18 protein-coding genes are annotated in these 20,088 nt (G+C 59.3%); all 18 read left to right on the top strand.

The genetic code is table 11. The features are described 5' to 3' along the window. Nucleotides 1-2: 2 nt before the first annotated feature. The 18 genes from nusG to rplV all read left to right on the top strand — a co-directional run bounded on the left by nusG (nt 3) and on the right by rplV (nt 20,087). Nucleotides 3-536 carry a transcription termination/antitermination protein NusG gene (nusG, locus tag RN347_RS16130; protein ID WP_263585831.1) on the top strand — a complete coding sequence of 178 codons (534 nt, stop codon included), beginning with the start codon at nt 3-5 and terminating at the stop codon, nt 534-536. Nucleotides 537-711: 175 nt separating this feature from the next. Then, entirely contained in the window at nt 712-1,143 is a 432-nt protein-coding gene (gene rplK / locus RN347_RS16125; RefSeq protein WP_263585832.1) for a 50S ribosomal protein L11, read from the top strand. A gap of 2 nt (nt 1,144-1,145) precedes the next feature. Next, nucleotides 1,146-1,838 carry a 50S ribosomal protein L1 gene (rplA, locus tag RN347_RS16120; protein ID WP_252105851.1) on the top strand — a complete coding sequence of 231 codons (693 nt, stop codon included), beginning with the start codon at nt 1,146-1,148 and terminating at the stop codon, nt 1,836-1,838. A 310-nt stretch (nt 1,839-2,148) separates the two neighbouring features. Continuing rightward, nucleotides 2,149-2,655 (top strand): 50S ribosomal protein L10, encoded by a 507-nt coding sequence (rplJ, locus tag RN347_RS16115; protein ID WP_263585833.1) that lies wholly within the window; start codon nt 2,149-2,151, stop codon nt 2,653-2,655. Between the two features lie 91 nt (nt 2,656-2,746). Beyond that, nucleotides 2,747-3,118 carry a 50S ribosomal protein L7/L12 gene (rplL, locus tag RN347_RS16110; RefSeq protein WP_263585834.1) on the top strand — a complete coding sequence of 124 codons (372 nt, stop codon included), beginning with the start codon at nt 2,747-2,749 and terminating at the stop codon, nt 3,116-3,118. Nucleotides 3,119-3,447: 329 nt separating this feature from the next. Then, on the top strand, nt 3,448-7,524 hold the full coding sequence (rpoB, locus tag RN347_RS16105) for a DNA-directed RNA polymerase subunit beta (RefSeq protein ID WP_263585835.1): 4,077 nt from the start codon (nt 3,448-3,450) through the stop codon (nt 7,522-7,524). Nucleotides 7,525-7,534: 10 nt separating this feature from the next. After that, a complete protein-coding gene (gene rpoC, locus RN347_RS16100; RefSeq protein ID WP_311958915.1) occupies nt 7,535-11,749 on the top strand; it encodes a DNA-directed RNA polymerase subunit beta' in 4,215 nt (1,404 codons plus the stop codon). Nucleotides 11,750-11,948: 199 nt separating this feature from the next. Continuing rightward, the gene (gene rpsL, locus RN347_RS16095) at nt 11,949-12,323 is read left to right on the top strand and encodes a 30S ribosomal protein S12 (protein WP_263585837.1); all 375 of its coding nucleotides are present in this window, start codon (nt 11,949-11,951) and stop codon (nt 12,321-12,323) included. 116 nt (nt 12,324-12,439) lie between these two features. After that, nucleotides 12,440-12,910, top strand: coding sequence for a 30S ribosomal protein S7 (gene rpsG, locus RN347_RS16090; protein WP_252105857.1), 471 nt, complete (start codon nt 12,440-12,442; stop codon nt 12,908-12,910). Nucleotides 12,911-13,061: 151 nt separating this feature from the next. After that, nucleotides 13,062-15,185, top strand: a complete 2,124-nt coding sequence (gene fusA, locus RN347_RS16085; RefSeq protein ID WP_263585838.1) for an elongation factor G — start codon at nt 13,062-13,064, stop codon at nt 15,183-15,185. 29 nt (nt 15,186-15,214) lie between these two features. Then, nucleotides 15,215-16,408: an elongation factor Tu gene (tuf, locus tag RN347_RS16080; protein WP_252105859.1), complete on the top strand. Its 1,194-nt coding sequence runs from the start codon at nt 15,215-15,217 to the stop codon at nt 16,406-16,408. 158 nt (nt 16,409-16,566) lie between these two features. After that, on the top strand, nt 16,567-16,878 hold the full coding sequence (rpsJ, locus tag RN347_RS16075) for a 30S ribosomal protein S10 (protein WP_009098983.1): 312 nt from the start codon (nt 16,567-16,569) through the stop codon (nt 16,876-16,878). A gap of 148 nt (nt 16,879-17,026) precedes the next feature. Further along, entirely contained in the window at nt 17,027-17,665 is a 639-nt protein-coding gene (rplC, locus tag RN347_RS16070; RefSeq protein ID WP_252105860.1) for a 50S ribosomal protein L3, read from the top strand. Between the two features lie 15 nt (nt 17,666-17,680). Further along, nucleotides 17,681-18,286, top strand: a complete 606-nt coding sequence (gene rplD, locus RN347_RS16065) for a 50S ribosomal protein L4 (RefSeq protein WP_263585839.1) — start codon at nt 17,681-17,683, stop codon at nt 18,284-18,286. Continuing rightward, nucleotides 18,283-18,579 carry a 50S ribosomal protein L23 gene (rplW, locus tag RN347_RS16060; RefSeq protein ID WP_252105862.1) on the top strand — a complete coding sequence of 99 codons (297 nt, stop codon included), beginning with the start codon at nt 18,283-18,285 and terminating at the stop codon, nt 18,577-18,579. The genes rplD and rplW overlap by 4 nt, the downstream gene beginning before the upstream one ends. A 17-nt stretch (nt 18,580-18,596) precedes the next feature. Continuing rightward, entirely contained in the window at nt 18,597-19,427 is an 831-nt protein-coding gene (gene rplB, locus RN347_RS16055) for a 50S ribosomal protein L2 (RefSeq protein ID WP_252105863.1), read from the top strand. 33 nt (nt 19,428-19,460) lie between these two features. Continuing rightward, the gene (rpsS, locus tag RN347_RS16050; RefSeq protein WP_027337511.1) at nt 19,461-19,736 is read left to right on the top strand and encodes a 30S ribosomal protein S19; all 276 of its coding nucleotides are present in this window, start codon (nt 19,461-19,463) and stop codon (nt 19,734-19,736) included. Between the two features lie 18 nt (nt 19,737-19,754). After that, a complete protein-coding gene (rplV, locus tag RN347_RS16045) occupies nt 19,755-20,087 on the top strand; it encodes a 50S ribosomal protein L22 (protein ID WP_252105864.1) in 333 nt (110 codons plus the stop codon). The last annotated feature ends 1 nt before the right edge of the window (nt 20,088 follow it).

Below are 20,088 nucleotides of genomic sequence, written 5' to 3'. Positions count from 1 at the left end.
TCATGTCCAAACGTTGGTATGTCGTCCACGCCTATTCCGGCTTTGAAAAGCACGTGATGCGCTCGCTCATCGAGCGGGTGAAGATGTACGGCATGGAAGACCGCTTCGGCGAAATTTTGGTGCCAACGGAAGAAGTGGTCGAAATGCGCGACGGCAAGCGCCGCAAGAGTGAGCGCAAGTTCTATCCGGGCTACGTGCTGGTCGAGATGGAGATGGTCGACGAAACCTGGCATCTGGTCAACGAGACGCCTCGCGTGATGGGCTTCATCGGTGGCACCAAGGAGAAGCCGGCGCCGATTACCCCTCGCGAGGCGGACGCTATCCTGCATCGCGTCAAGGATGGCACCGACAAGCCGCGGCCGAAGACCATGTTCGAGCCGGGTCAGTCGGTTCGCGTTACCGACGGGCCGTTCGCCGACTTCAACGGCGTCGTCGAAGAAGTGAACTACGAAAAGAGCCGCCTGCAGGTCAGCGTGCTGATTTTCGGTCGCGCCACGCCCGTGGAGCTCGAGTTCTCCCAGGTCGAGAAGGACTAGCCAGATAAGGCTCGCTCTAAAAGATCCGGTCGAGATAACCGAGCAAGAAAGAGCAGGGTGGAAGAGACCGGTCGAAAAGGCCGCGCGATAAAACGATTTTCATGTAAAACGGCTTTGGCCGTTTTACGTACACCGGGGAGCCGTCAGGCGTTATCACCCAACTGGAGTAATCACCATGGCCAAGAAAGTACAGGCTTATATCAAACTGCAGGTCGCTGCAGGTAAAGCCAATCCGAGTCCGCCCGTGGGCCCTGCATTGGGTCAGCACGGCGTCAACATCATGGAGTTCTGTAAAGCGTTCAACGCCGCGACTCAGGACATCGAGCCGGGCCTGCCGACGCCGGTCGTGATCACCGTTTATTCCGATCGTAGCTTCACGTTCGTCACCAAAACCGCGCCTGCCGCCGTGCTGCTGAAAAAAGCTGCTGGCATCAAGTCAGGTTCTGGCGTACCGAACAAGCAGAAGGTCGGTACCGTGACCCGCGAGCAGCTCGAAGAGATCGCCCGCACCAAAGAGCCGGACATGACGGCTGCCGATCTTGACGCCGCCGTACGCACGATCGCTGGTAGCGCTCGTAGCATGGGCCTAAACGTGGAGGGTCTCTGATCATGGCTAAACTGTCCAAGCGCGCGCAGAACATTCGTGCCAAAGTAGACACCAAGAAAGCGTACTCTCTGGAAGAAGCGGTCAACCTGCTCTCCGAGCTCTCCACCGTGAAGTTCAAGGAGTCCGTGGACGTGGCGATCAACCTGGGCGTTGATCCGCGTAAATCCGACCAGGTCGTTCGTGGCGCCACCGTCATGCCCAACGGTACTGGCAAGGACGTACGCGTTGCCGTTTTCACCCAGGGTGCCAACGCCGATGCCGCTAAAGAAGCCGGCGCCGACATCGTGGGCATGGACGAGCTGGCCGAGCAGGTCAAAAAGGGCGTGATGGACTTTGACGTCGTCATCGCCTCGCCGGACGCCATGCGCGTCGTGGGCCAGCTGGGTCAGATCCTCGGCCCGCGCGGTCTGATGCCGAACCCGAAAGTCGGCACCGTGACCCCGGACGTCGCCACCGCGGTGAAAAACGCCAAGGCCGGCCAGGTACGTTTCCGTACCGACAAAAACGGTATTATCCACACCACGCTGGGTAAGATCGATTTTGAAGCGAGCGCCGTTGCCGGTAACCTGGAAGCGCTGGTCGCCGACCTCAAGCGTCTCAAGCCGAGCACGTCCAAGGGCATCTACTTCAAGAAAATGACCCTGTCCACTACCATGGGCCCGGGTATCACCATCGACCACTCTGCCTACGTCTAAGCGTCGTCGGAGTTCGATGGAAGGCGCGCCGGGCACTGCCCGGCGCGCCTGACAGAAGTAAGGCAAGAACTTTGCGGTCCCCCACGCACGCGTGGGGCGCCGTCAAAGACCGCAGGTGCCACACGGGGCAACGCCTCGATGGCTTAATCGCTCAAAGCGCCTGCGCAGATGGTGTGGCCGCCAGTTGGTTGATGCTTTTAAGCAGCGCTTGTCTGGTGAGCACCATCCCTACGGCTTTCGGGGAGCGGTTGGCTCCGAAAGAGATGGTAACCACCGGGCCTTGAAGGTCCGGCACGAAGGAGTGATCACTGTGCCACTAGCACTTGAAGGCAAGAAAGCGATTGTTGCCGAGGTGAGTGAAGCGGCCAAGGACGCACTCTCCGTCGTAGTTGCCGATTCTCGCGGCGTGACGGTCGGCAAAATGACCGACCTGCGCAAGCAAGCGCGCGAGAATGGCGTCCAGATCCGTGTTGTCCGCAACACGCTGGCACGCCGCGCCCTCGAGGGCACTCAGTGGGAGTGCCTGACCGAGAGCTTCGTTGGCCCGACTCTGTTGGCCTTCTCCACCGATCATCCGGGCGCTGCCGCTCGTTTGTTCAAGGAGTTCGCCAAGACCGAGCAGAACTTCGAAGTAAAAGCGCTGGCCTACGAAGGTGAGCTGATTCCGGCTGCCGACATCGACCGTCTGGCAACCCTGCCGACTTACGACGAGGCAATCGCCAAGTTGATGTCGGTCATGAAAGAGGCCTCCGCTGGCAAGCTGGTTCGTACTCTGGCCGCTCTGCGCGACCAGAAGCAGGAAGCCGAAGCGGCGTAAACCGCTTCACCTGTTGGCAGCGTGAAGGCGCTGCGTGAACCGAGCAACGAATCCCGAGTCGCAAGACTCCCGCAAAGTTAGGAATGAAACAATGGCACTGTCCAAAGACGATATCATCAATGCTGTAGCCGACATGTCCGTAATGGAAGTTGTCGAGCTGATCGAAGCGATGGAAGAGAAATTCGGCGTATCAGCTGCTGCAGCTGTTATGGCTGGCCCGGCTGCTGGCGGCGAAGCTGCTGCTGAAGAGCAGACCGAGTTCGACCTGGTTCTGACCTCTGCTGGCGACAAGAAAGTCAACGTCATCAAGGCCGTTCGCGAAATCACCGGTCTTGGCCTGAAAGAAGCCAAGGGTGCCGTCGACGGCGCACCGGCCACGCTGAAAGAAGGCATGTCCAAGGACGACGCAGAAGCTGCGAAGACCAAGCTGGAAGAAGCAGGCGCATCCGTCGAGCTCAAGTAATTCTTGTGCCGGTGGCTTTACGCGCGGCGTAAGCTTCCACGGCTGGCGGCGGGCCCTCCCGCTGCCGGCCTTTTTCTGTTGTAGCTGGCATCAAACGCGCTGCCGTGTTATGCAGAAAGGCTGCCATAAGGGCAGCCACACAGTAAGACCGGTGTTTGGTATCGTCGTTAAAGGGTCTTATACCCGAATGAGCGTCCGATAACACTGTTATCTATCAAGATTTTTGACGGCGAGCTACCGATTTAGGAGCTTGCTGTCTGCGTCTGAAACGCCCGCGGGGCAGATGACCACGCATCGGCCACCCATGGTGAACAAGCTGGGGAATACAGATGGCTTACTCATATACTGAGAAAAAACGCATCCGCAAGGATTTCGGCAAACTGCCCCAAGTGATGGATGTGCCTTACTTGCTGGCGATCCAGCTTGATTCCTACTACGACTTTCTCCAGCAGGACCGTTCGCCTGACGAGCGTCACGAGGTCGGTCTGCATGCGGCGTTTAAGTCCGTCTTTCCGATCGAGAGCTTTTCCGGCAACGCCGCGCTCGAGTATGTCAGCTACCGCTTCGGCACGCCGGCGTTCGACGTAAAAGAGTGCCAGCTGCGCGGTGTCACCTACTCGGCACCGCTGCGTGTGAAGGTTCGCTTGATCATTTATGATCGCGACTCTTCCAATAAAGCCATTAAAGATATCAAAGAGCAAGAAGTCTACATGGGGGAAATCCCCCTGATGACCGAGAACGGTACCTTCGTCATCAACGGTACCGAGCGGGTAATCGTTTCCCAGCTCCACCGCTCACCCGGTGTGTTCTTCGATCACGACAAGGGCAAAAGCCACTCTTCTGGCAAGCTCCTTTACTCTGCTCGCGTGATTCCTTACCGCGGCTCCTGGCTCGACTTCGAGTTCGACCCGAAAGACAACGTGTTCGTGCGTATCGACCGTCGCCGCAAACTGCCGGCGTCGGTACTCATGCGTGCGCTTGGCATGAGCACCGAAGAGATCCTCGACGAATTCTTCGAGACCAGCAAGTTTCACATCGAGAAGTCCGGCTTCTCCGTGGAGCTCGTGCCGTCGCGTCTGCGCGGTGACACCGCCACCTTCGACATCAAGGATGGCAACGGTGAGCTGATCGTCGAGGAAGGCCGTCGTATCACCCAGAAGCACATCCGCCAGCTGGAAAAGGCCGGACTCGAGCGTCTGGAAGTGCCGATGGAGTACCTCTACGGCAAGACCCTGGCCAAGGATCAGATCGACGCCAAGACCGGCGAGCTGATCGTCAACTGCAACACCGAGATCACCCCGGAAGTGCTCGAGCGCATGGCCCAGGGCGGCATCACGCAAATCGAGACGCTCTACACCAACGATCTCGACTGCGGTTCGTTCATCTCCGACACCCTGAAGCTCGACACCACCGGGTCGCAGCTCGAGGCGCTCGTCGAGATCTACCGCATGATGCGCCCCGGCGAGCCGCCCACCAAGGAAGCCGCCGAGACGCTGTTCCACAACCTGTTTTTCACCGAAGATCGCTACGATCTCTCCGGTGTCGGCCGGATGAAGTTCAACCGCCGCCTGCGTCGCGACTCCGACACCGGCTCCGGCGTGCTGGATCGCAAGGACATCCTGGATGTACTGCGCGAGCTGATCAACATCCGTAACGGCTTTGGTGACGTCGACGATATCGATCACCTGGGCAACCGCCGTATCCGCTGCGTCGGCGAGATGGCCGAAAACCAGTTCCGCGTGGGTCTGGTACGTGTCGAGCGTGCGGTCAAAGAGCGTCTGTCCATGGCGGAAAGCGAAGGCCTGATGCCGCAGGATCTGATCAACGCCAAGCCGGTCGCGGCGGCGGTGAAAGAGTTCTTCGGTTCAAGCCAGCTTTCACAGTTCATGGACCAGAACAACCCGCTTTCGGAAGTTACCCACAAGCGTCGTGTGTCTGCACTCGGCCCGGGTGGTCTGACCCGTGAGCGTGCAGGCTTCGAAGTACGTGACGTACACGCCACGCACTACGGTCGTCTGTGCCCGATCGAGACGCCGGAAGGTCCGAACATCGGTCTGATCAACTCGCTGGCCACCTACAGCCACACCAACAGCTACGGTTTCCTCGAGACGCCGTACCGCAAGGTGAACGCGGGTCAGGTGACGGACGATATCGTTCACCTGTCAGCGATCGAAGAGGGTGATTTCGTTATCGCCCAGGCATCGGCGGCGGTTGACGAGTCCAACAAGCTCAGTGATGACCTGGTTCAGGTGCGTCACCGCGGCGAGACTACCTTCATGCGTCCTGAGCAAGTGACGCTGATGGACGTGTCCCCGCGTCAGGTTGTATCGGTGGCTGCGGCCCTGATCCCGTTCCTTGAGCACGATGATGCCAACCGCGCCCTGATGGGTGCGAACATGCAACGTCAGGCCGTTCCCACTCTGCGCGCCGACAAGCCGCTCGTGGGTACCGGCATGGAGCGCTTCGTTGCACGCGATTCCGGCGTGTGCGCCGTGGCGCGTCGTGGCGGTGTGATCGATTCCGTCGATGCGCGTCGTGTGGTGGTTCGGGTCAATGAAGACGAGATCATCGGCGGTGAAGCCGGGGTCGATATCTACAACCTGACCAAGTACACCCGTTCGAACCAGAACACCTGCATGAACCAGCGCCCGATCGTGCGCCCCGGCGACAACGTCGCCCGCGGCGACATCCTCGCCGACGGCCCGTCCGTCGACATGGGTGATCTGGCCCTCGGTCAGAACATGCGCATCGCGTTCATGCCCTGGAACGGCTACAACTTCGAGGACTCCATCCTGCTTTCCGAGCGGGTGGTCCAGGAAGACCGTTTCACCACGATCCACATCCAGGAGCTGACCTGTGTGTCGCGCGACACCAAGCTCGGCCCGGAAGAGATCACCTCGGACATCCCCAACGTCGGCGAGTCGGCGCTTGGCAAGCTGGACGAGGCGGGTGTCGTCTACATCGGCGCCGAAGTCGGCCCTGGCGACATTCTGGTCGGCAAGGTGACGCCGAAGGGTGAAACCCAGCTGACGCCGGAAGAAAAGCTCTTGCGTGCCATCTTCGGTGAGAAGGCAAGCGACGTTAAAGACACTTCCCTGCGTGCCCCGACCGGCATGAAGGGTACCGTCATCGACGTTCAGGTCTTCACCCGCGACGGCGTCGAGAAGGACTCCCGCGCGCTCTCCATCGAGCAGGAGCAGCTCGACGAAGTCCGCAAGGATCTTCAGGAGACCTACCGGATCGCCGAGGACGCCACGTTCGAGCGTCTCAAGCGCACCCTGGACGGCCAGGCGGTCAACGGCGGCCCGCAGCTCAAGAAGGGCGACGTGCTCGACGAGGCCTACCTGGAAGAGCTTCCGCGTCAGCAGTGGTTCAAGCTGCGCATGCAGGACGAGTCGTTCAACGAACTGCTCGCCCAGGCGGATGAGCAGCTCGAAAACCGTCGTAAAGAGATGGACGAGCGTTTCGAAGACAAGAAGCGCAAGCTCACCCAGGGCGACGACCTGGCGCCGGGCGTGCTCAAGATCGTCAAGGTTTACATGGCGGTCAAGCGTCGCATCCAGCCGGGTGACAAGATGGCCGGCCGTCACGGTAACAAGGGTGTCATCTCGGCGATCATGCCGATCGAGGACATGCCGTTCGACGAGAAGGGCGAGCCGGTCGATCTGGTGCTGAACCCCTTGGGTGTACCGTCGCGCATGAACGTGGGTCAGATCCTCGAAACCCACCTGGGGATGGCGGCACGCGGGCTTGGCGTGAAGATCGACGCGATGCTGCGCGATGCGCGCGGTCAGCAGCTGGCGGAAATTCGTGATTTCCTCGGCCAGGTGTACAACACCCCGGGTACGCGCCTCGAGGACATCGATTCGCTTTCTGATGACGAAGTCATCGCGCTGGCGAAGAACCTCAAGGGCGGTGTGCCGATGGCAACGCCGGTGTTCGACGGTGCCAAGGAGCACGAGATCAAGCACCTGTTGAAGCTTGCCGACATTCCCGAGTCCGGCCAGATGACGCTGTACGACGGACGTACCGGCGACAGCTTCGACCGTCCGGTGACCGTGGGCTACATGTACATGCTGAAGCTCAACCACCTGGTCGACGACAAGATGCACGCCCGTTCCACCGGTTCGTACTCGCTGGTGACCCAGCAGCCGCTGGGTGGTAAAGCGCAGTTCGGTGGCCAGCGCTTCGGTGAGATGGAAGTGTGGGCTCTGGAAGCCTACGGCGCGGCGTACACGCTACAAGAGATGCTCACCGTCAAGTCGGACGACGTCGAAGGCCGCACCAAGATGTACAAGAACATCGTGGATGGCGACCACACCATGCAGGCAGGCATGCCGGAGTCCTTCAACGTACTGGTGAAGGAAATCCGCTCGCTGGGCATCGATATCGAGTTAGAGAGCTAGGAGCTGTCCAATGAAAGATTTGGTGAAAGTACTCAAATCGCAGTCTCAGTCCGAAGAGTTTGATGCGATCAAGATTACCCTTGCGTCGCCGGACATGATTCGCTCCTGGTCGTTTGGCGAGGTGAAGAAGCCCGAGACCATCAACTACCGGACGTTCAAGCCCGAGCGTGATGGTCTGTTCTGCGCCAAGATCTTTGGCCCAGTGAAGGACTACGAGTGCCTGTGCGGCAAGTACAAGCGCATGAAGCACCGCGGCATCATCTGCGAGAAGTGTGGCGTCGAAGTGACCAAGGCGGCCGTGCGCCGTGAGCGCATGGGCCACATCGAGCTTGCGAGCCCGGTGGCGCACATCTGGTTTCTGAAGTCACTGCCCTCGCGCATCGGCATGTTCCTGGACATGACCCTGCGTGATATCGAGCGCGTGCTCTACTTCGAATCCTTTGTCGTGATCGACCCGGGTATGACCACGCTCGAGCGTGGTCAGCTTTTGAATGACGAGCAGTACTTCGAAGCCCTCGAAGAGTTCGGTGACGACTTCGATGCCCGCATGGGTGCCGAAGCCGTGCAGGAACTGCTCAAAGACATCGATCTGGAAGAAGAGATCAATACGCTGCGTGAAGAGATTCCGCAGACCAACTCCGAGACCAAGATCAAGAAGCTTTCTAAGCGTCTGAAGCTTCTGGAAGCGTTCTACCACTCCGGCAACGCGCCGGCGTGGATGGTCATGGAAGTGCTGCCGGTGCTGCCGCCGGATCTGCGTCCGCTCGTCCCGCTGGACGGTGGCCGCTTCGCGACCTCGGATCTGAACGATCTGTACCGTCGCGTGATCAACCGTAACAACCGCCTGAAGCGCCTGCTCGACCTGAACGCGCCGGACATCATCGTGCGCAACGAAAAGCGTATGCTTCAGGAAGCGGTCGACGCGCTGCTGGATAACGGCCGTCGCGGCCGGGCGATCACGGGCTCCAACAAGCGCCCGCTGAAATCCCTTGCCGACATGATCAAGGGTAAGCAGGGTCGTTTCCGTCAGAACCTGCTGGGTAAGCGTGTCGACTACTCCGGTCGTTCGGTCATCACCGTCGGCCCGACCCTGCGTCTGCACCAGTGCGGTCTGCCGAAAAAGATGGCGCTCGAGCTGTTCAAGCCGTTCATCTACTCCAAGCTTCAGTCGCTGGGCCATGCGTCCACGATCAAGGCCGCGAAGAAGATGGTCGAGCGGGAGCTTCCGGAAGTGTGGGACATCCTGGCCGACGTCATCCGCGAGCACCCGGTACTCCTGAACCGGGCGCCGACGCTGCACCGTCTGGGTATCCAGGCGTTCGAGCCGCTGTTGATCGAAGGCAAGGCGATCCAGCTGCACCCGCTGGTATGTGCGGCCTACAACGCCGACTTCGACGGCGACCAGATGGCGGTCCACGTACCGCTGACGCTGGAAGCCCAGCTCGAAGCCCGTGCGCTGATGATGGCGACCAACAACGTGCTGTCGCCGGCCAACGGCGAGCCGATCATCGTACCGTCGCAGGACGTTGTTTTGGGTCTTTACTACATGACCCGCGAAAAGATCAACGCCAAGGGCGAGGGCATGGTGTTCTCCGGCCTCAACGAGGTCGAGCGCGCTTTCGGTACGCAAACCGTTTCGCTGCACGCCCGCGTCAAGGTACGCCTTGATGAAGTCGTGATCGACGAAGAGACCGGCGAGCGCAGCGACAAGCGCTCCATTTACGACACCACCGTCGGGCGTGCGCTGTTGTTCCGCATTCTGCCGGAAGGCGTGCCGTTCGAGCTCATCGACAAACCGATGAAGAAAAAGGCGATCTCCGGGCTGATCAACGAGGTGTATCGTCGCTCCGGGCTCAAGCCCACGGTCATTTTCGCCGACCAGCTGATGTACACCGGTTTCCGCCTGGCGACCTGGTCGGGCGCGTCCATCGGCGTCAACGACTTCGTCATTCCGGATGCCAAGACCGAGATCGTCGACGCGGCGGAAGCCGAGGTCAAGGAGATCGAAGACCAGTTCTCCTCCGGTCTTGTGACCGCGGGCGAGAAATACAACAAGGTCATCGACATCTGGTCCAAGGCCAACGATAAAGTGGCCAAGGCGATGATGACGGGTATCTCGAAAGAGACCGTGATCGATCGCGACGGCAACGAAGTCGAGCAGGACTCGTTCAACAGCGTCTTCATCATGGCCGACTCCGGCGCCCGTGGTAGTGCCGCCCAGATCCGTCAGCTCGCCGGTATGCGTGGCCTGATGGCCAAGCCGGATGGCTCGATCATCGAAACACCGATCGTGGCCAACTTTCGTGAAGGCCTGAACGTACTGCAGTACTTCATCTCGACCCACGGCGCGCGTAAGGGTCTGGCGGATACGGCCCTGAAAACGGCCAACTCCGGTTACCTGACCCGTCGCCTGGTCGACGTGGCTCAGGATCTGGTGATCACCGAGACCGATTGCGGCACCGAAAACGGTCTGACGCTGCACCCGATCATCGAGGGTGGCGACATCATTGTACCGCTGTCTCAGCGCGTACTGGGTCGTGTCGTGGCGCTGGACGTCATCGATCCGAGCACCGAGGAAGTGCTGATCGCGCGTAACACGCTGCTCGACGAGAAGTGGTGCGCGGCCCTCGACACCATGGGTGTCGATGAAATCGTGGTGCGCTCGACCATTACCTGTGACACGCCGCACGGTGTGTGCTCGTCCTGTTACGGGCGCGATCTGGCCCGCGGTCACCAAGTCAACATCGGTGAGTCCGTCGGCGTCATCGCCGCGCAGTCCATCGGTGAGCCGGGTACCCAGCTGACCATGCGTACCTTCCACATCGGCGGCGCGGCCTCGCGTTCGTCTGCCGTGGACAGCGTTCAGGTCAAGCATGGCGGTAAGGTACGTCTGCACAACATCAAGCACGTCGAGCGCGCCGACGGCAAACTGGTCGTGGTGTCACGCTCCAGCGCCCTGGCCGTCGCCGACGACCACGGTCGCGAGCGCGAGTACTACAAGCTGCCCTACGGTGCCGAGCTTTCGGTACGCGACGGTGACGTCGTCGACGCCGGCGCGACAGTAGCCAAGTGGGACCCGCACACGCATCCGATCGTGGCCGAGGTGGAAGGTAAAGCGCAGTTCATCGACCTCGACGAGGGTGTCACCATGCACCGCTCCGTCGACGAGATGACCGGCCTCTCTTCCATCGAGGTAATCGAGTCCGCGGCGCGCCCGATGGCCGGCCGCGACAAGCGTCCGATGGTCATGCTGCAGGACGCCGCTGGCGAGTACGTGTCGGTCTCCGGTTCCAACACGCCGGTGCAGTACCTGCTGCCGGGTAACTCGATCATCTCCGTCGACGATGGTACCGCCATCGGCGTGGGTGAAGTCGTTGCCCGTATTCCGGTCGAGGCGTCCGGTAACAAGGACATCACCGGTGGTCTGCCGCGCGTAGCGGATCTGTTCGAAGCGCGTAAGCCGAAAGAGTCGGCGATTCTCGCCGAGATCAGCGGCGTGGTGAGCTTCGGCAAGGAGACCAAGGGCAAGCGTCGTCTGACGATCACCCCGGAATCCGGCGACCCCTTCGAGGCGCTGATTCCCAAGTGGCGTCAGATCGCTGTGTTCGAAGGCGAGACCGTCGAGAAGGGCGAGGTCATCTCCGATGGCCCGAGCAACCCGCACGACATTCTGCGTCTTCTGGGCGTGGCGGAGCTGGCCAAGTACATCACCGCCGAGGTGCAGGACGTTTACCGTCTGCAAGGTGTTGGCATCAACGACAAGCACATCGAAGTCATCGTGCGTCAGATGCTGCGCAAGGTCGAAATCACCGACTCCGGTGACTCCGACTTCATCACCGGTGACCAGGCGGAGCTTGTACGCGTACTCGAGCAGAACGAGCGCCTCGAGAAAGAGGGCAAGTTCCCGGCCAAGTACACGCGTCTGCTGTTGGGTATCACCAAAGCGAGCCTGGCGACCGAGTCGTTCATTTCGGCGGCCTCGTTCCAGGAAACCACGCGGGTACTCACCGAAGCGGCGGTCACCGGCAAGCGCGACTACCTGCGCGGTTTGAAAGAAAACGTCGTGGTGGGGCGTCTGATTCCGGCGGGTACCGGTTTGACCCACCACGCCGAGCGTCGTCGCAAGCGCGAAGACGTCGAGCGTCTGTTCAATCCCTCGGCGACCGAGGTCGAACAGGAGCTGGGTGCTCAGCTCACCGCTCTCGACACCGATGACGAGCTGTAATCAGCGTTAAGGTGGCGAGTCACGCGGTCGAGTGATTCACCAGGCGGTTGGCCTTGGGTACGCGGTTCTGCCGGCAAAACGCCGGCGGGACTTGACGAAACCCAGGGTCAGCCATTAGAATGCGCAGCCTTTAACAGTGGGGTGGGTGCGCCCGCACCGCGAAAAAGGCCAAGGCAACCATTGGAGTCAGCTAAACACCATGGCAACGATTAATCAGCTAGTGCGCAAGCCGCGCAAGCGCCCCGTCACGAAAAGTGACGTGCCCGCGCTTCAGGCCTGCCCGCAAAAGCGCGGCGTTTGCACCCGCGTTTACACCACCACCCCGAAGAAGCCGAACTCGGCCCTGCGTAAGGTTTGCCGTGTGCGCCTGACCAACGGGTACGAAGTCTCTTCCTACATCGGTGGTGAAGGTCACAACCTGCAGGAACACTCCGTTGTTCTGATCCGCGGCGGTCGTGTAAAAGACTTGCCCGGTGTGCGTTATCACACCGTTCGCGGCGCGCTCGACACCTCCGGCGTTCAAAACCGTCGTCAGGGTCGTTCCAAGTACGGTACCAAGAAGCCGAAGTCCTAAGACTCGCGGTCTCTTTAATACGAATTTGCTGGTCTGATAAGAGTAAGGTCGGGCAACGCCAAAAGGCGACCGTAAGCCCCGGGTTTACCTGAAGGATCCTTAATTGAGGGCTTATCATGCCTAGAAGAAGAGTTGTAGCCAAACGCGAAATCCTGCCGGATCCGAAGTTCGGAAGTGACCGCCTGGCGAAGTTCATGAACCACCTGATGGTCAGCGGCAAAAAGTCCGTAGCTGAGCGCATCGTATACGGTGCGTTGGACAGGGTTGCCGAGCGTAGTAATGAAGAGCCGCTGGAAATCTTCGACAAAGCGCTGGAAACCATTCAGCCGATGGTCGAAGTTAAATCGCGCCGCGTTGGCGGTGCGACCTATCAGGTGCCGGTTGAAGTTCGTCCGTCTCGCCGCCAGGCGCTGGCTATGCGCTGGCTGGTAGACGCTGCGCGTCGCCGCGGTGAAAAAACGATGGTTCAGCGCCTTGCAGGCGAAATGCTGGACGCCGCCGAAGGCAAGGGCTCCGCTGTCAAGAAGCGTGAAGACGTGCATCGTATGGCTGAAGCCAACAAGGCCTTCTCTCACTATCGTTTCTAAGCTCGGCGTTGCTGAGTGGGTTTCTTTTAACCCGTTGCGTGCGTTGTGCTTAAGCCGCGCCGCAACCCACCGCCGCTATCCACTGATGGCGGCGGTGGCATAAAAGAAGTCGCAGGATCCAATAGCATCGCCAACTAACGGGAGTTTCACCGTGGCACGCAAGACTCCACTAAAGCGTTATCGCAATATCGGTATCGTCGCTCACGTTGACGCGGGTAAAACCACGACAACCGAGCGCGTACTGTTTTACACCGGCCTTTCCCACAAGGTGGGCGAAGTGCACGACGGTGCGGCGACCATGGACTGGATGGAGCAGGAGCAGGAGCGTGGTATCACTATCACCTCAGCTGCGACCACCTGTTTCTGGCAGGGCATGAACAAGCAGTTCGACGAGCACCGCATCAACATCATCGACACCCCCGGGCACGTTGACTTCACGATCGAAGTCGAGCGTTCCTTGCGTGTTCTCGATGGTGCGGTCGTCGTTCTGTGTGGCTCCTCCGGTGTTCAGCCGCAGACCGAAACCGTATGGCGTCAGGCCAACAAGTACGAAGTTCCGCGTATGGTGTTCGTCAACAAGATGGACCGTACCGGCGCTGACTTCTTCATGGTCGTCGAGCAGCTGAAGGATCGTCTGGGCGCCAACGCCGTGCCGATCCAGATCAACTGGGGCACCGAGGAAGACTTCAAGGGCGTTATCGACCTGCTGCAGATGAAAGCGATTCTGTGGGACGAGGCGAGCCTGGGCATGAACTACGACCTCGTGGACATTCCTGACGATCTCATGGAGACCGCCGAGAAGTACCGCGAAGAGATGGTCGAGTGTGCCGCGGAAGCGTCCGAAGAGTTGATGGACAAGTACCTCGAAGAGGGCGACTTGACCATCGAAGAGATCAAGGCCGGCCTTCGTGCGCGTACACTCGCCAACGAAGTCGTACTGGTCACCTGTGGCTCTGCGTTCAAGAACAAGGGCGTGCAGGCGGTTCTCGACGGCGTTATCGAATACATGCCGTCGCCGACCGAAGTTAAAGCGATCGAAGGTGAACTGGACGATAAAGACGGCACCATCGCGACCCGCGAAGCCGACGACAACCAGCCCTTCGCGGCGCTGGCGTTCAAGATCGCGACCGACCCCTTCGTCGGTACCCTGACCTTCATCCGCGTTTACTCGGGCGTTCTGAAGTCCGGCGACGGCGTGTACAACTCCGTCAAGGGCAAGAAAGAGCGTGTGGGTCGTATCGTTCAGATGCACTCCAACTCGCGTGAAGAGATCAAGGAAATTCTGGCCGGCGATATCGCCGCCTGTATCGGTCTGAAGGACGTCACCACGGGTGACACGCTGTGCGACATCGATAACAAGATTATCCTTGAGCGCATGGAATTCCCGGATCCGGTTATTTCGGTCGCCGTCGAGCCGAAGTCGAAAGCCGACCAGGAAAAAATGGGCGTGGCACTGGGCAAGCTGGCCCAGGAAGATCCCTCTTTCCAGGTGAAAACCGACGAAGAGACCGGCCAGACCATCATTTCCGGTATGGGTGAACTGCACCTGGACATCATCGTTGACCGCATGCGTCGCGAGTTCAAGGTTGACGCCAATATCGGTAAGCCGCAGGTCGCTTACCGCGAAACCATTCGCGGCAGCGTCGAGCAGGAAGGCAAGTTCGTACGTCAGTCCGGTGGTCGTGGTCAGTTCGGTCACGTTTACCTGCGTATCGAGCCGCTGACCGCTGAAGAGAAGGGTGAAGGCGAAGACGAAATCTTCTTCAAGTTCGCTTCTGAAATCGTGGGCGGCGTGGTTCCGAAGGAATACGTGCCGGCGGTAGAAAAGGGTGCTTACGAGCAGCTGAAAAACGGTGTCATCGCGGGCTACCCGATGATCGACGTTAAAGTGACGCTGTTTGACGGTTCCTACCACGACGTGGACTCGAACGAGACCGCGTTCAAGATTGCTTCTTCCATGGCCGTGAAAGAAGGTGCCAGGAAGGCCAAGGCCGTGCTGCTGGAGCCGGTGATGAAGGTCGAGGTCGTGACTCCCGAAGACTTTATGGGTGACGTCATGGGCGACCTGAACCGTCGTCGCGGCTTGGTGCAGGGCATGGATGACTCCTCTGCAGGTAAGGTCATCCGTGCAACGGTGCCGCTGGGTGAGATGTTCGGTTATGCAACCGATCTACGCTCTCAGACCCAGGGCCGTGCGAGCTACTCCATGGAGTTCGCGAAGTACGATGAGGCGCCCTCCAGCGTCGTTGAAGCCGTCATCAACCAAAACGGTTAACCGTTAGCTAACGTAAAGAGGTTATAGCAGTGGCTAAGGAAAAATTCGAACGTTCCAAACCGCATATCAACGTCGGCACCATCGGTCACGTCGACCACGGTAAAACGACTCTGACTGCGGCCCTGACTCGCGTGTCTGCCGAAGTATTCGGTGGCGACTGGCGTGAATTCGATACCATCGATAACGCTCCGGAAGAGCGCGAGCGCGGTATCACCATCGCAACGTCTCACGTTGAGTATCAGTCTGAAGTGCGTCACTACGCGCACGTCGACTGCCCGGGACACGCTGACTACGTCAAGAACATGATCACCGGTGCTGCCCAGATGGACGGCGCGATCCTGGTATGTTCTGCCGCTGACGGCCCGATGCCGCAGACTCGCGAGCACATCCTGCTGTCTCGTCAGGTTGGCGTTCCGTTCATCGTTGTCTTCCTGAACAAGGCAGACATGGTCGATGACGAAGAGCTCCTCGAGCTGGTCGAAATGGAAGTTCGTGAACTTCTGTCTCAGTACGACTTCCCGGGTGACGACACCCCGATCATCACGGGCTCTGCTCTGATGGCGCTGGAAGGCAAGGACGACAACGGCATGGGTACGACCGCCGTTGCCAACCTGATCAAGGCGCTGGATGACTACATCCCGGAGCCGGAGCGTGCGATCGACCAGCCGTTCCTGATGCCGATCGAAGACGTATTCTCTATCTCTGGCCGTGGTACTGTTGTTACCGGTCGTGTAGAGCGCGGTATCGTTAAAGCGGGCGAAGAAGTTGAAATCGTCGGCATGAAGGACACCACCAAGACCACCGTTACCGGTGTCGAAATGTTCCGTAAGCTGCTCGACGAAGGTCGTGCCGGTGAGAACGTTGGTGCTCTTCTGCGTGGTACCAAGCGTGATGACGTCGAGCGTGGTCAGGTACTGGCCAAGCCGGGCACCATCAAGCCGCACACCGTCTTCGAAGCCGAAGTCTACGTTCTGTCCAAGGAAGAGGGTGGTCGTCACACGCCGTTCTTCAAGGGCTACCGTCCGCAGTTCTACTTCCGTACCACCGACGTAACCGGTACTTGTGAACTGCCGGAAGGCGTTGAAATGGTTATGCCGGGCGACAACATTCAAATGGTTGTTACCCTGATCGCGCCGATCGCCATGGAAGACGGCCTGCGTTTCGCGATTCGCGAAGGCGGCCGTACCGTTGGTGCCGGCGTCGTAGCCAAAATCGTTCAGTAAGTTAGTCACTGAATGACGAAGGGGGCTCCAAGGAGCCCCCTTTTCTGCGCATCATGAGCAAATGTTTGACACGTGCTTTTGACGTGCATATAATGCGCATCCTTTGAATGCGTGGGTAGACGGCTCGCGCCGTCGACATCCATTGGAGTTTAGGGCAAATGCAGAACCAAAAGATTCGCATTCGGTTGAAAGCGTTCGACCATCGCCTGATCGATCAGTCCACAGCGGAAATCGTTGAAACCGCTAAGCGTACTGGTGCTCAGGTTCGTGGACCGATCCCGCTGCCGACCAACCGCGAGCGCTACACCATCCTGATTTCTCCGCACGTCAACAAGGACGCGCGCGATCAGTATGAGATCCGTACGCACAAGCGTGTGCTCGACATCGTCGAGCCGACCGAGAAAACCGTTGATGCGCTGATGAAGCTCGACCTCGCCGCCGGCGTTGACGTGCAAATCAAGCTCGACTAATCACACTAGACACTTGCGGCCCAGCGTTCATTAACGTTTTTTGATCAGCAGCCGCCGCGTCGTGAGACGCCATACAATGTGCTAGTGGAATGCTCTGGAAAGGGCAGCCATAGCGGGTGATAGCCCCGTACACTATAGGAGACTGAGTATGACTATCGGTTTAGTCGGTAAAAAGGCCGGGATGACCCGTGTCTTTACCGAAGACGGCTCATCCGTGCCCGTAACCGTTATTGAAGTGGATCCTAACCGTGTCACGCGCGTTAAAACCGTCGAGTCCGACGGCTACGCAGCGGTACAGGTCACCACAGGCTCTCGCAAAGCCAAACACCTCACCAAAGCGCAAGCTGGACAGTTTGCCAAGGCGGGGGTTGAGGCTGGTCGTTCACTGATGGAATTCCGTCTTGCAGAAGGCGAAGAAGCTCCGGAAGTGGGTGGCGAACTCACCGTATCCCTCTTCGAAGCTGGTCAAATGATCGACGTGACCGGCACCTCCAAGGGTAAAGGCTTCCAGGGTGCTGTTAAGCGCTGGAATTTCCGTACCCAGGACAACAGCCATGGTAACTCCCTGTCGCACCGCGCGCCGGGTTCTATCGGCATGTGTCAGACCCCGGGTCGCGTATTCAAAGGCAAGAAAATGGCCGGTCAGATGGGCAACGTCCGCTGCACCGTGCAAAGCCTTGAAATCGTCCGTGTCGATGCCGAGCGTAACCTGCTGCTAATCAAGGGTGCTGTTCCGGGTGCAACCGGTAGCGACGTCATCGTTCGCAGCGCCGTGAAAGCTGGCTGAAGGGGATAATTACCAATGAATCTGAATCTTGCTGCAGGCACGGGTACCGTTGAAGTAGCCGACGCCACTTTTGGCAAAGAATTCAACGAAGCGCTCGTTCACCAGGTCGTCACTGCCTATTTGGCCGGTGCACGTCAGGGTACTCGCGCTCAAAAGAACCGTTCTGAAGTTCGTGGTGGTGGTAAGAAGCCGTGGCGTCAGAAGGGTACCGGTCGCGCACGTGCCGGCACCATCCGTTCGCCGCTATGGCGCAGCGGCGGCGTAACCTTCGCGGCTCGCCCGCAGGATCACTCCCAGAAGGTTAACCGCAAGATGTACCGTGCGGCGATGCGCTCCATTCTGTCCGAGCTCGTTCGCCAGGAACGTCTGGTGGCGGTTGAAGAGTTCACCGTGGACGCGCCCAAGACCAAGCAGGTCGCTGCCAAGCTGAAAGAGCTCAACCTTGAGAAAGTGTTGATCGTCACCGAAGAGATCGACGAAACGCTCTATCTGGCCGCTCGCAACCTTCCCCACGTCAACGTGGTAGACGTCGCGGCAGCCGATCCGGTGAGCCTGGTAGCCTATGACAAGGTCCTGATCACCGTCTCCGCCCTGCGTAAATTCGAGGAGAAGCTGGCATGAACCAGGAACGCGTATTCAAGGTTCTGCTTGGACCGCACGTGACCGAAAAGGCCGCGATGGCCGCCGAGCGCAACCAGTACGTCTTCAAGGTAGCGAGTGACGCTACCAAGCCCGAGATCAAGAAAGCCGTCGAAGCACTGTTCGGCAAGAAGGTCGGCAGCGTTCAGACTCTGAACGTCAAGGGCAAGACCAAGCGTACTGCTCATGGCGTTGGCCTGCGTAAGGGTTACCGCAAAGCGTATGTGACCCTGGCTGCGGGTGAAACGCTCGAAGACTTCTCTGGCGCCGAATAAGGGCAGGAGTACGGATAATGGCAATCGTCAAGACCAAACCCACATCCGCCGGTCGTCGCCACGTCGTCAAGATCGTTGGTGAGGAACTGTACAAGGGCCGCGCTTACGCGCCGCTTTTGGAAAAACAGTCCAAGTCCGGTGGCCGTAACAACTACGGTCGCATCACCACCCGCCACGTGGGCGGTGGTCACCGTCAGCACTACCGTCTGATCGACTTCAAGCGCACCAAGGATGGCATTCCGGCCACCGTTGAGCGCCTCGAGCACGATCCGAACCGCAGCGCCCACATTGCGCTGTTGAAGTACGCCGATGGCGAACGTCGTTACATCATCGCACCGAAAGGTGTCAGCGCGGGTGACGTGCTGGAATCCGGTGTCAACGCCGCCATCAAGAAAGGCAATGCCTTGCCGCTGCGCAACATTCCGCTGGGCTCGACCGTTCATGCGATCGAGCTGAAGCCGGGTAAAGGCGCGCAGATTGCTCGCAGTGCCGGTACTAGCGCACAGCTGGTTGCGCGTGAAGGCAACTACGCCACCTTGCGTCTTCGCTCTGGCGAAATGCGCAAGATCCTGGCCGAGTGCCGCGCGACCCTGGGCGAAGTGAGCAACTCCGAGCACAGCCTGCGTCAACTTGGCAAGGCCGGTGCGAAGCGCTGGAGAGGCGTGCGCCCGACTGTTCGCGGTGTCGCGATGAACCCTGTCGATCACCCGCACGGTGGTGGTGAAGGCCGCACCAGCGGTGGCCGTCACCCGGTATCCCCGTGGGGTATGCCGACCAAGGGTCACAAGACGCGTAAGAACAAGCGCACCGACAAGCTGATTATCCGTCGCCGTAACAAGACGCGTTAATCGAAATTGCCAAGACATTAAGAGGTAACGGCTGTGCCACGTTCACTAAAGAAAGGTCCCTTCATTGACCTTCATCTTTTGAAGAAGGTAGAGGCTGCAGTGGAAAAGAACGACCGCAAACCGATCAAGACCTGGTCGCGTCGTTCGATGATCCTGCCCAACATGGTAGGTCTGACCATCGCAGTCCATAACGGACGCCAGCATGTCCCGGTGCACGTCTCCGAGGAAATGGTGGGTCATAAACTGGGCGAATTCGCTGCCACTCGCACGTATCGCGGGCATGTGGCGGACAAGAAAGCCAAACGGTAAGCCAGAGAGGATTGAGAGATGGAAGTCACAGCTAAGCTGCGTGGCGCTCGTTTATCCGCCCAGAAGGCCCGTTTGGTGGCTGACCAGGTGCGCGGTAAACCGGTCGCCGAAGCTATTGACCTGCTGACCTTCTCACCGAAGAAGGCTGCCAAACTGGTCAAGAAAACGCTTCAGTCCGCCATCGCGAATGCGGAAGAAAATAACGGCATGGACATCGACGAGCTGCGTGTCTCGACCATCTGCGTCGATGAGGGCATGACGCTCAAGCGTATCAAGCCGCGCGCCAAGGGCCGCGCAGATCGTATCTTGAAGCGCACCTGCCACATCACCGTCAAGGTAGCCGAGAAGTAGG

It is taken from the genome of Halomonas sp. PAMB 3264, from assembly GCF_031954245.1.
In the GTDB taxonomy this organism is placed as follows: Bacteria; Pseudomonadota; Gammaproteobacteria; order Pseudomonadales; family Halomonadaceae; genus Vreelandella.
The sequence above is the reverse complement of the archived record's forward strand: the minus strand, read 5'-3'. Positions and strand labels throughout refer to the sequence as shown.